The sequence below is a fragment of the Holdemanella sp. MSK.7.32 genome, from assembly GCF_024460475.1.
Lineage (GTDB): Bacteria > Bacillota_I > Bacilli_A > Erysipelotrichales > Erysipelotrichaceae > Holdemanella.
The window spans coordinates 1-12,362 of sequence record NZ_JANFYN010000056.1 but is presented as its reverse complement, the minus strand read 5'-3'; the positions used below and the strand labels follow the sequence as shown (position 1 = coordinate 12,362).

Below are 12,362 nucleotides of genomic sequence, written 5' to 3'. Positions count from 1 at the left end.
CATTACCCTATGTAATCTTATAGCGTATCTAGACCCCAACTATTTTTATATAGTCAAATTAGAAGGGTAGGCTTGTGCTGGCCCTTTTTTCATTGTTGAATTTAAAAAGAGAATCTTCTATTTTTGTTTCAAATATGGTATTATTGATTAGTAGTATGTAAAAGGAGACGTCGAATGAGTAAGAAAAGAGTTTATGCGGCTATCGAAATTGCTGATCAAGAGATTCGTCTTATCGTTTTAGAGATATTTGAAGCTCGTTACAACGTTTTAAGAACAGAAAGAGTTGCTTGTTCAGGTGTAGATAAAAATCAAAAGATTGTCGATGAAAGTGCTATTGTTACAGCCATTCGTCAAGCTATAACGAATGCACAGGCAGCTTTAGGATATCGAATTGAGCGTGTCTTATTGGCTGTTCCTAGTGTAAATGTAATGCGTAGCTCACAAAAGGTGCGTGTTCAGATTGAAGATGGTACAAAAAATATTCGTTTGTTCCATATTCAGCAAGGATTTAAAAACGCCATTCAAAAACGATTGAATGAAGATGTAGAATTTGTCAATGCGAATAAGGTGACTTATGAAGTCAATGGACAAGTAAGTCAAAAACTTCCATTAAATCAGGAATGTGAAGATTTCGTTATGGATGTAGATTTATTATATGCCGACAAGGAAACGATCTATTCGTATGCTCATTGTGTGGAACAGGCAAATCTTGAAATCTTGGATCTATGTGTAGATTCATTTGCGATTGGTCAAGAAACTGCGGCTTTGGCACAGAGCACAGAAAGAGTCACAATCCAAATTGATTTGGAACAGAATCACTCTACTTTAGCTTTATTTAGTACAGGTCGTTTAATGACTTGTACAACTTTGGATTATGGATACTTATGGTTCATTGAAGATATCCAAAGAAAATATAAGTTAAGTGATGATGTATGTTACAGATTGTTGCAGAATATTTTCTCGGGCCAAGAAGATGAAAACAGTGATGTGATCGTTTATATTGAACAAAGAGAAGATATGCGTGTTGAGATTACGGCCAATGAATTAGCGAAGGCTTGTTTACCTCGTATTCGTCAATGGATTGCAGCTGTCAATGATGCATGTTTACCAATTGTTCGCCAAGGAAAATCAAGATATGTGATCACAGGACAAGGAAGTAACATTCCCGTATTGAAGGATCTAGATAAATCATTCAATGCGAGCGCAATGATCTATCAAGAACAAGCCATTGGTGCAAGAGATGGTGCATTTGTGTGTGGTTTAGGTATGGCTTATGCTTGGCAAGACATCAACCGTATTCACCATGATGACAGAATTAGTGCAAACAATAATGAATTAGAAGCAAGCATTGATTCTATTAATCAAAAGGCGCATACTGGTGAAGGTGGATTTACGAAGAAGTTAAAGAATGCTATTTTAGCAGATGAAGAATAAAAAAGAGAGGAAAATATTATATGACTGAATTTAATCAAGTAGCAAATATTAAAGTATTTGGTGTTGGTGGTGGTGGATCCAACGCTGTTAACCGCATGGTTGCTGATGGTGTTAAGGGTGTTGATTTCTATATCTGCAACACAGATGTACAAGTTATGAAAAACTCTCCTTGCGATAACAAAATCGTTTTAGGAAAAGAAACAACTAAAGGTTTAGGTGCTGGTGGAAATCCAGAATATGGACGTAAAGCTGCTGAAGAAAGTGAAGGAGAAATCCGCGAATCTGTAAAAGGAAGCGACATGGTATTTATCACTGCTGGTATGGGTGGTGGAACTGGTACGGGTGCTGCTCCATTAATCGCTAAGATTGCTAAAGAAGAAGGTGCTTTAACAGTTGCCGTTGTAACTCGTCCATTCACTTTTGAAGGTCGTCGTCGTGCAAACAATGCCAAAGATGGTATTGAAGAATTGAAAAAATATGTTGACTCATTGATCATCGTTTCAAATGACAACTTATTAGATGTGATTGGTCGTAAACCAATCGAAGAAGCATTCCAAGCTGCAGATAACGTATTACGTCAAGGTGTTCAAACGATCTCTGACTTGATTGCTGTTCCAGCATTGGTAAACTTAGACTTTGCGGACGTTCGTAGCGTTATGCAAAACCAAGGTCGTGCATTGATCGGTATTGGTATGGCAGAAGGAGAAGACAAAGCTATCTCTGCTGCTGAAAAAGCTATCCAATCACCATTATTGGAAGCACAAATCTCTGGTGCTAAATCAGCTATCGTAAACATCACTGGTGGTGACAAAGTTAGCTTATTTGATGCACAAAACGCTGTAGCTGTCATTCAAGATGCAGCTGGTGGAGATGTTGACTGTATTTTCGGTATCGCAATCAACGAACAATTAGGTGATGCGATCATCGTTACAGTTATCGCTACTGGATTTGAAGAACCAAAAGAAAAACAACGTAAAAGACGTAGTGAACCAGTAATTAAACAAGTTGCGAATGATACATTGTTCACAGAACCAAAAATCCAAGCGCCTGTTAACCCAGGTGTTGTAACTAGTGTTGAAAATAACACAAGTGATGATGAACAAATTCCTAACTTCTTCTTCAATCGTTAATAGATACATATAGAGAGCTTAGTAAAGGCTCTCTTTTATTATGTCTAATTAAGCCAAACAACTTAATTCGGTGATAATTAAGTCATATAGCTTAATTGATCATTCATTACCGACAAAATAATGACGGTAATACAATCAAAATGTCGGTAATCTAAGAAAAAAGTATAAAAAAAACAGAGAATTGCTTCTCTGTAATAGGCATGGCTGGGGTACTTGGATTCGAACCAAGGAAATGTCAGATTCAGAGTCTGATGCCTTACCGCTTGGCTATACCCCAATGTGCCTATTTATAATACACGATTTGTGATTTTTTGACAAGTGTTTTTTATGTAAAACGCTTGTTTTTTTGCGTTTTAGACAAGATAGGAAGTATCGTAAGGAAATGCTTGGAATTAATGTCTTTTTCACATTGGGTTGTCAAAATAATAGGTGAGAAGAAAAGAATATATAAATGGGAGGTGAAGGAATGAAAAAGAAGATTTATATATGTATGAGTATTCTTATAGTATTTATTCTTTCTTTAAGTATTGTTCGTGCCAACACGATGGATACGTATGGAATGAGTTTAAAAGAAATGGAGATGATGGAGGAGTATAAAAAGGGAAATATCAATACGGATGAATTTATTGAATTGCGAAAAGCTAAGGCGGGTGAGTATGGTTTATTAGATTATTGTGATTCAACTTATTTTTTAAGTGAAGACTTTTATGATAACTATTCGGATGCGTATTTGATCAAGAATGGCTTGATGATTTTAGATCGCTATAGTGCAGGATTTGAAACGACTGTAGATGTGATGGAATCTAGAGCGAGTAGTGTAGTAAGTATGAGTCATCATCGGTATGAAGAAAAGCCTGGCTACTATATTGCGAATGGAATATGGAAATTGTCGAATTCGCATGAAGCATTTTGTGCGCAAGGATTGAATGCATCTCCTGCAGCAGGAGATGTGACTTCCGATCCATATTTAGTTGAAAATGAGAACTTAAAGAAATGTTTGTACTATGGCTATAACGGTCCTGGAGACATATTAACATCTCGTTATGGCGTCAGTGGAGCAATTGTACTTACAAGTGAACTTGTATCGAATGCGTATAGTTCGAATTGTATCAGTAAGGCAAGTAATGATGGGTATCACTGGAATAAAGTAGTGGGTGGTTTATGGAATGAAATCACCGCAAAGCCAAGTGTTAAAAATTATTCAACCTATTTAGTAGATGTAGCTGGGTCTGCCTATAACTGGCAAGGGGTGTTAACGCCGCTTCAAAAGTTGGCATATGGTGTATATGTGCCTACAGGTTCAGTAAAGCTTTTAAAGGTCAGCTCAAAGAATGAGATCAATCAATCGAATGTATCCTATACATTTTCTGGGGCTCTTTATGGATTGTATAAAGATTCTGGGTGTAAAGAAAAGATTGGTGAATTTAAAATCGACGAATCAGGCAAGTCCAATGTGATTGAAGATTTAGATATTGGTACTTACTACATTAATGAAATACTAGCGCCGCATGGCTATCAAAAAGATACAACAATCTATACGGTTAAGGTTGAAGATCAAGCGGTTCAAGAAATCGAAGTGCGTGATGTTCCACAAACCAATCTTGTGGATTTAGTTTTGGTGAAACAAGATGCCCAAACAGGTAATAAAGCGCAGGGTATGGCCAGTTTAAAAGATGCGAAGTATGAATTTAAGTTTTATGGAGGTCTTTATGATAAGGATCCAGCAAGTTTAGGTGTTTTACCAATACGTAGCTGGATATTAAAGACAGATAAGACGGGCAAGATTCTGATGGAAGATTCGTATAAAGTAAGTGGTGATGCCTTCTATACGGATCTGAATGGAAAGATATGTTTACCATTAGGTACGATTACGGTTCAGGAAATCGATCCTCCACAGGGGTATTTATTGGATAGCACAGTACATGTACAAAAGTTAGATCGTACAAGTAGTACGTCTGAACATATTAGTGCATTTAAGACATTCAGTGTGAAAGATACAGTGAACCGTTTAAAGCTAGTCAAAGTACAGGAGGGTACGCAAATTCCGTTGCCAAATGTCCTGTTTAAGCATACGATGCCAAACTTACCTTTTCCTTTACAAGAAAAGACGAATGATAAAGGTGAAATTGAGTGGATGGGTCTGACAAAAGGAAAACATACATTAACCGAGTTTAAGACTCTAGATGGGTATGCCCTGGATATTCAGCCTATTGAATTTGAAGTGTTGCGTGATGGAAGTATTTCTGGAGTGGATCCTGTCATTACATTTTCAAATAAGGTGAATCCTTTTGAATTGAAGATCGTAAAGAAAAACAATATGCAGCAATTACTGGATGGTGCTGTATTTGGATTATTTAAAGACAGTGAGTGTAAAGAAAAGATTGATGAGAAGAGTACGGTTGATGGTGTTGTATCTTTTGCGGATTTAAAGAATGGGGAAACGTATTATTTAAAAGAAATAAAGGCGCCAAGTGGCTATCAAAAGATAGATCGTGTGTATTGTATAAAAACGGATTTTATACCGGTTAAAGGACAATATGATGTGTATGTGGATCAAGAAAAAGTAGATGGCTTATATGCGGATGGAAGTGTGAACTTGGAGTTTGTGAATGAAAGAATGACAAAGCTTCCACATACAGGTTCTAGTATGAGTTTGGTGTGTGTGGTTGTAGGTGCCTATTTAATGTTGAGGAGAAATCATGAATAAAAGAAATTTAATTTATACAGGACTATTGATGTTGGCAATGGTCACAAGTCCTGTGAGTGCAAAAGAAACAAGTGTTTCCGTTGTGCATGGAATGGCAAATTTTAATGAGGGTAATGCGAGTATTGTGATTCAGGCAAATCAAAATCAATCCATGCAGGGTAAGTCGTTTAAGGTATATAAATTATTTGATGCGACAAATTCAAAGGACAATACTTCGATTCACTATACTTTAAATAGCGTATATGCATCTAAAATCAAGGAGCTTGTATCAAGTAGTATATCTAAAACGGTATCGGATCAAGATGTAGTGGAATATATGATGTCTTTAGATAACGAAGGAAGTCAAAGTGAATATCGTACGTTTATTGAATCGATTCAAAATGCGATATCTTCTATGGAAGCTCGTATTGTGAATGTAGAGAGTTGCGATGTGAATGGAAATATTACGTTGGATAAGTTGGAATATGGTTTCTATTTGATTGATGAAATTACCAATGTATCCAATACTCATGCGGCAAGTTCTATGACGATGGTCAATACGGCAAATCCTAAGGCAATGATTCAAATTAAGTCGGATTATCCAAGTATTGTAAAGAAGATTTATGAAGATGACAACAATATAGGTTGGAATGATGTGGGTGATTTTGAGATTATGCAGGACATTCCCTATAAGTATGAATCGAAAGTGCCGGATATGAGTGGATATGCTTCTTATTTTTTAGAGTTTGAGGATGAAATGGATCCAAGTTTATCTTTAAAAGAAGATAGTATTCAAGTAAAGGTCAAGGATACTCTTATTTCTGCTGATAAATATAGTGTTACTAAGACTTCAACTGGATTTAAAGTTACATTCCATGATTTTAAAGGACTTGGTAGTCAAGGAGATCCAATCTTGTTTACGTATGATGCATATTTAAATGATTTGGCAGCCACAAAGATTTCAAAAAAGGGTTTTGAAAATAAGGTACGATTAAATTTCTCAAATGATCCGCAAACGAATTCGAAAGGACAAACGCCTTGGGATAGTGTTGTGTGCTATACATATCAGGTGAGGGGTTTAAAGACAAATGAGAAGGATGTCAAACTTGATGGGGCTACATTTAAGTTGTATCGTGATTCGAATTTGAGTGATTTAGTAAAGGTAAAGAAAAGCACAAATGGATATGTAGTTTCAAATGGTGTAGATGAAGAGATTGTATCCAACGCAAAGGGTGAGTTTGTGATTCAAGGTTTAGATCAGGGAACGTATTATTTAAAGGAAATCAAGGCACCGGATGGATATACTTTATTAAAGGAAGCTATTGAGATTCAAATTACCCCTACATTTGTAGCGGATCGAAATAACTATACTTCGAATGGAGAGGGATTGGTTTCTCTATCGGCAACAAGTTTTAATACGCATTTAAATGCGAGTACGAATGATTTAAGTGTAGCTTTAAAAGTAGTGAATCAAACGGGTTCTAAATTACCGGTCACTGGATCTATGGGAACGATTGTCTGTGTACTAACGGGTGCTGGTATTATGGTGTATGTATGTAAGAAGAAAAGGGAAGAATAGGATTCTATTCTTTCTGGGTTTCTTGATTTGTGTATTGCCACTCATCTTAAATTTCTTCTTTCATCAAAGTGTAGAGAATGTCATTTCAAGTTTTTATTTAGAAGAAGAAAAAATGGATGAGGGCATATTAGAGTCGAGTTTTAATGCTGGGTTGAACTACAATCAAAATTTGTATTTGGGTATAGAAAAAGAAGCGTATGAAACGATGTTGAATACTTTATCATCAAGCGTAATCGCAACCATCCAGATTCCAGTGATCGATGTAGACTTACCAATTTATCGTGGAACGAGTGATGAAGTATTAAATCGTGGGATTGGTCATTTTGACTTTACAAGTCTTCCTGTTGGCGGAAAGAATTCGCATTGTATATTAACTGGTCATAGAGGCCTTCCTAGTGCCAAGCTTTTTACGCGTTTGGATGAGTTAAAGAAGAAGGATTTGATCTATATTCATGTGTGTAAAAAAGAATTGGTCTATGAGGTGGTGGATTCTATTGTGGTAGAGCCAGAAGCTATCTTGGATATGGGTATTGAAAAGAATAGGGATTTGTTGAGTCTAGTGACTTGTACGCCGTATGGGATCAATACGAAAAGGTTGGTTGTAAGGGCCAAAAGAGTGTTTCCTAAAAAGAAAGAGAAAGAAGTGCGTAAATCGTATTCTTTTAGGGAATTGTGTTTTATTTTAATTCCAATAATTTGTGTAATGGTGGTGAAATGGTGAAGAAAATTGGTTTGATCATTTTAATGATGATGGCATGTATTATGCCGATAAACGCAAACTCGATTAGCGTGGAGTTGCAGGATTCGGTAGATGAACTCTCGAAGGAGAATGTTGAGTTTCGTGTTGTACAAGTCGCAAAGCTTGTGGATGGCTTTTATGTATTGAATGAAGAATTTCAAGATTTAGATGTGGACTTCAATACAGAGTTATTGGCTGAAGAAGTGGAAGCAATTTGTACAAAATTAAGTGGGTATTCCCTTGTTGGACAAACTCTTGTCACGGATGAAGAAGGTAAAGCTGTTCTTGAAGATGTAGAAGAAGGATTGTATTTTATTGATCCTGTCAATATCAACGAGTATGAAAGAATGAGTCCGATGTTAGTGAGTGTTCCAGAGTGGGATGGGGATACATTAAACTATGATGTTTTGATGTATCCTAAGCATCGTCCATTTGAGAAGTTAATTATTAAAAAGATTGATAAAGATTCTAAGGATGAAATCTTGGATTCTATCGAGTTTACAAGTTTTAAGGATAAGGATTGTACAGAATCTTTAAAGACATTTAAAGGGAATGGTACGCTATCGATTTTAATGCGTGAAGATGCGATGTATTTAAAGGAGACAAAGGCTCCTAATGGGTATGAAAAATCGGATCAAGTCTTATTTGTGGAAGTCAAGGAGGATGAAATCTTTATTGATGGTAAAAAGGTAGAGAATCATGAATTCTTGTTTGAGAATAAGAAGATTCATGTTCCAACAGGAATTGAATATCATGGTAATATGTATGTGACTTTAGGTTTAATTGCGCTTGTGATTATTTTACATTTGATCAACAAAAAGTTGAGAAAGTAGGTGTTTTCCTACTTTCTTTTCTTGTGGTATGATTGGCATATGGAAAAAGGTCAATATGTATATATTTTAGAGTGTAAGGATTCTACATATTATACGGGATATACAACGGATGTAGATAAAAGATTAGAAACGCACAACTTGGGTAAGGGGGCAAAATATACGCGGTCTAGAAGGCCTTGTAAGCTTGTATACGTAAGGGCTTGTGAGTCGAAGTCTAAGGCTTTAAAGTTGGAATATAAAATTAAACAAATGTCTCGAAAAGAAAAGTCAGAGTTGATTGAAGGAATCTTGAAAGAAATGTAGTTTCGTATTATTATATAGAGAGCGAAAGGATGATTATAACTATGAATAAAACTAGAACTCGTTTTGCGCCGAGTCCAACTGGCTATATGCACATTGGAAATTTGCGTACAGCTTTATTTGAATTTTTAATTGCGAAACACGAAGGTGGCGACTTCTTATTACGTATTGAGGATACTGACCAAGAGCGTAAGGTAGAAGGTGCTGTAGATGTTATTTATAAAACTTTAAAAGAGTGTGGTTTGAACTGGGATGAAGGTCCAGATATTGGTGGAGACTTTGGTCCATATGTTCAAAGTGAACGTTTACCTATGTACAAAGGGTATGCGGAAGACTTGATTAAATTAGGTGGAGCTCACTATTGTTTCTGTAGTGAAGAGGAAATTGAGGCTCAAAGAAAAGAAGCTGAAAGCTTAGGTATTTCTTTTAAGTTCAATGATCCTTGTAAGCACTTGAGTGCTGAGGAAGTACAGGCTAAATTGGATGCGGGTGAACCTTATGTGATTCGTCAAACAATCAAAGATGTTGGTGAAACCTATTTTGATGATGAAGTATATGGTCGTATTGAAGTGGATGGAGATGTTTTGGATGAACAAATCTTGATTAAATCGGATGGATATCCAACATACAACTTTGCGAACATTATTGATGATCACCAGATGCAGATTTCTCACGTAGTTCGTGGAAATGAATATTTATCAAGTACACCTAAGTACAACTTGATTTATGATGCGTATGGATGGCAAAGACCAACCTATGTACACGTACCTCCTGTAATGAAGGATGAACACCACAAATTATCAAAACGTAATGGAGATGCTTCTTTCCAAGATCTTGTTGCGAAGGGATATTTGCCGGATGCGATCATGAACTATATCGCACTTCTTGGATGGGCTCCTGAAACAGAACAGGAAATCTATACTTTGGATGAGTTGATCAAAGTATTTAATATTCACCGTATTTCTAAATCACCAGCCATTTTCGATATTGATAAATTGACTTGGATGAACGGTGTATATTTAAGAAATATGGATGAAGAAACATATTATGAAACAGTTCGTCCATACTTGGAAAAAGCGGTTCATGGACCATACAACTTAAAAGAGATTGCCAAAATCATTCAACCTCGCATTGATATCTTGAATCAAATCGAAGAAAGTGTTGACTTCTTTGATACATTAGTTGATTACGATTTAGAGATGTATCGTCACAAGAAGATGAAGACAACTCCAGAAGTTGCATTAAAAGCTTTAAAAGCCAGCAAGCAAACTTTAGAAGCCTTTGATCAATGGGACAGCATGGATGCATTGCACGAATGTTTATTAGCTCTTCCTAAAGAGTTAGAAATGAAGAATGGACAGGTATTATGGCCAATTCGTACAGCTGTTTCTGGTAAACAATTCACTCCAGGTGGAGCAATTGAAATTGCGTTTATCTTAGGAAAAGATGAAACATTACGTCGTATCCAAGTGGGTATTGATCGTTTGAGTGAAATCGTAGAAGAGTAAAACATACAAACGCTTAGAGAAATCTAGGCGTTTTTTTTGCGTTGTAACGGCAAAAATAAATGAATAATAAAGTATCTGTAATAAGAAATTGCCGATAATATGGTATACTATTACTAGATGGAGGATTGCTTATGAGATATTTTTCAGTGGCTGAAATAGCTAAAAAATGGGATATATCCGAGCGCAGTGTTCGAAATTATTGTGCACAGAATCGTGTAGATGGTGCATTTATTGCCGGTAAAACTTGGAAAATTCCAGAAAATGCCAAAAAACCTGTTCGTACGAACAAGAAGAAAGAACAGCCTGTTACTTTATTGGATATCTTGAAGGAACAAAAGATAAACAAGTATTCTGGTGGGATTTATCATAAAACACAGATTGATTTAACGTATAATTCAAACCATATTGAAGGAAGTCGCTTGAGTCATGATCAAACTCGATATATTTTTGAAACAAATACGATTGGTGTAGAAAATGAAGTGTTGAATGTGGATGATGTACTTGAAACGGCAAATCACTTTCGATGTATTGATATGATTATTGATCATGCCAAGACTACTTTGAGCGAGAATTTTATTAAAGATTTACACTTGACTTTGAAGAATGGTACAAGTGATTTAAGAAAAGAAGGGTTTGTGGTCGGCAACTATAAAAAGGTACCAAATGAAGTTGGAGGAATGAATACAGCACTTCCTGAAGAAGTTCCAGGTAGAATGAAGGAATTGTTAAAAGAATATAATGGTAAAAAAGAAAAGACTTTTGAAGATATACTCGATTTTCATGTAAGGTTTGAGCGTATTCATCCATTTCAAGATGGAAATGGTCGTGTTGGAAGATTGATTTTATTTAAAGAATGTTTGAAATATAATATTGTCCCATTTATAATCGATGATCAGTTGAAAATGTTTTATTATCGCGGCTTGAAAGAATGGGATTATGAAAGAGGCTATCTGATGGATACTTGTTTGTCGGCACAAGATAAATATAAAGCTTATTTGGATTATTTTAGAATTGCTTATGAGAATAATAAATCAAATTGAAATCAATGAATATACTGTGATGGAAGTGTCTGATCAAATGTGTTTTGGAAACTATGCGGTAATTGAAGGCAAAGAATATCCTATAGAAATCGTATATGATTTCTATAGGATATTCTTTAAATTAGATTCAATTCTTTAAAGGCATGATATATACCATCTTCATCTAGTGATGTTGTGATTCGATCTGCTTTGTCTTTGATTTCTTGTGGAGCATTTCCCATGGCGATGCTTAGATGTGCTTTTTCAAACATAGGAATATCATTAAAGCCATCTCCAAGTGCAATCGTATCTTTAATGTCGGCATGAAAGTATTTGATTACGGCATCCATGCCTGTGGCTTTATTGATGTGGTAGGAAGTGATTTCTCCACTCTCTTTTCCTAGTGGCGCAAAGGTTGCCGGAATCACATCGTATTTGTCGGATAGATTTTGTTGGATCTTTTTGTATGGTGTTTTCCCATTGTCAATAACGGAGACTTTGTTGTAGACAAGGTCTTTTATATTTTCTACAACTGTGATTTGGCTAGTTAGAATGGTATGGCCATGTTTGGCTTTTTCTTCTTCACTTTTGCCGGCACATTGTTCTTCCACCATTTTTAACATCGTGTCTTTTGTATATTGAGTGGCATAAATACCATTAGAACATTCAAAGTTTGCAGGAATGTTGTTTTTTAATAAATAGTTTGAAAGGTATTGGCTTTCTTCTTTTTTGAGTGCATTTTCTTCTACGATTTTGTGTTCACATTCAATGGTTGCCCCACTTCCGGCAATAATGGCATCATAGTCAATTTCTAGCATCGGGCCAAAGATTTCAATACGCTGTCTTCCTGTGCATAGAATGACTTTGTGTCCGTTTTTCTGGGCTTGAATACAAGCTTTGATGGCACTATCCGGAATATAGCCTTCGTGATGAAATAGGGTGCCGTCGGCGTCTAAAAATATAAGTTTCATAAGTACCTCTTTCTGATTGGACGAAATGATGTTTTTATTCTACAATAGAAAGGTAAATATTTAAAGGGGAGCTAACTATATAAAATTCAAGTAGTTTTTTTATGAAATAGTTTGAAAATATAAAACGACTAGATTTTTTAGTTAGTTTTAAATTGATCTTTGA

11 protein-coding genes and 1 tRNA gene are annotated in these 12,362 nt (G+C 35.8%); 10 read left to right on the top strand and 2 right to left on the bottom strand.

Translation table 11 applies throughout. From position 1 onward, the window contains the following. Window positions 1-174: 174 nt before the first annotated feature. Together NE544_RS10665 and ftsZ are read left to right on the top strand one after the other, a co-directional pair. The gene (locus tag NE544_RS10665) at window positions 175-1,434 is read left to right on the top strand and encodes a hypothetical protein (RefSeq protein WP_256269316.1); all 1,260 of its coding nucleotides are present in this window, start codon (window positions 175-177) and stop codon (window positions 1,432-1,434) included. Window positions 1,435-1,454: 20 nt separating this feature from the next. After that, complete coding sequence (gene ftsZ, locus NE544_RS10660; protein ID WP_117571723.1) at window positions 1,455-2,564, top strand: cell division protein FtsZ; 1,110 nt, start codon at window positions 1,455-1,457, stop codon at window positions 2,562-2,564. A gap of 201 nt (window positions 2,565-2,765) precedes the next feature. Here ftsZ and NE544_RS10655 read toward each other — a convergent pair. Continuing rightward, window positions 2,766-2,841 (bottom strand) — tRNA-Gln (locus NE544_RS10655). Between the two features lie 189 nt (window positions 2,842-3,030). Here NE544_RS10655 and NE544_RS10650 point away from each other — a divergent pair. The 8 genes from NE544_RS10650 (at window position 3,031) to NE544_RS10615 (ending at window position 11,388) form a co-directional block, all read left to right on the top strand. Then, window positions 3,031-5,271 (top strand): SpaA isopeptide-forming pilin-related protein, encoded by a 2,241-nt coding sequence (locus NE544_RS10650; RefSeq protein WP_256269315.1) that lies wholly within the window; start codon window positions 3,031-3,033, stop codon window positions 5,269-5,271. After that, on the top strand, window positions 5,264-6,829 hold the full coding sequence (locus tag NE544_RS10645) for a SpaA isopeptide-forming pilin-related protein (protein ID WP_256269314.1): 1,566 nt from the start codon (window positions 5,264-5,266) through the stop codon (window positions 6,827-6,829). The genes NE544_RS10650 and NE544_RS10645 overlap by 8 nt, the downstream gene beginning before the upstream one ends. Continuing rightward, complete coding sequence (locus NE544_RS10640) at window positions 6,801-7,550, top strand: class C sortase (RefSeq protein ID WP_256269313.1); 750 nt, start codon at window positions 6,801-6,803, stop codon at window positions 7,548-7,550. The genes NE544_RS10645 and NE544_RS10640 overlap by 29 nt, the downstream gene beginning before the upstream one ends. After that, on the top strand, window positions 7,544-8,401 hold the full coding sequence (locus tag NE544_RS10635; protein WP_256269312.1) for a collagen binding domain-containing protein: 858 nt from the start codon (window positions 7,544-7,546) through the stop codon (window positions 8,399-8,401). The genes NE544_RS10640 and NE544_RS10635 overlap by 7 nt, the downstream gene beginning before the upstream one ends. Window positions 8,402-8,440: 39 nt before the next feature. Next, window positions 8,441-8,704 (top strand): GIY-YIG nuclease family protein, encoded by a 264-nt coding sequence (locus NE544_RS10630; RefSeq protein ID WP_256269311.1) that lies wholly within the window; start codon window positions 8,441-8,443, stop codon window positions 8,702-8,704. A gap of 41 nt (window positions 8,705-8,745) precedes the next feature. Then, window positions 8,746-10,209, top strand: a complete 1,464-nt coding sequence (gltX, locus tag NE544_RS10625) for a glutamate--tRNA ligase (protein WP_118116002.1) — start codon at window positions 8,746-8,748, stop codon at window positions 10,207-10,209. A 131-nt stretch (window positions 10,210-10,340) separates the two neighbouring features. Beyond that, window positions 10,341-11,249 (top strand): Fic family protein, encoded by a 909-nt coding sequence (locus NE544_RS10620; protein ID WP_256269310.1) that lies wholly within the window; start codon window positions 10,341-10,343, stop codon window positions 11,247-11,249. Then, window positions 11,227-11,388: a hypothetical protein gene (locus NE544_RS10615; protein ID WP_158551063.1), complete on the top strand. Its 162-nt coding sequence runs from the start codon at window positions 11,227-11,229 to the stop codon at window positions 11,386-11,388. The genes NE544_RS10620 and NE544_RS10615 overlap by 23 nt, the downstream gene beginning before the upstream one ends. On the opposite strand, the gene NE544_RS10610 is transcribed toward NE544_RS10615, so the two are convergent. After that, on the bottom strand, window positions 11,366-12,199 hold the full coding sequence (locus NE544_RS10610) for an HAD family hydrolase (RefSeq protein ID WP_256269309.1): 834 nt from the start codon (window positions 12,197-12,199) through the stop codon (window positions 11,366-11,368). The two genes, NE544_RS10615 and NE544_RS10610, sit on opposite strands and share 23 nt — an antisense overlap. Window positions 12,200-12,362: the final 163 nt, after the last annotated feature.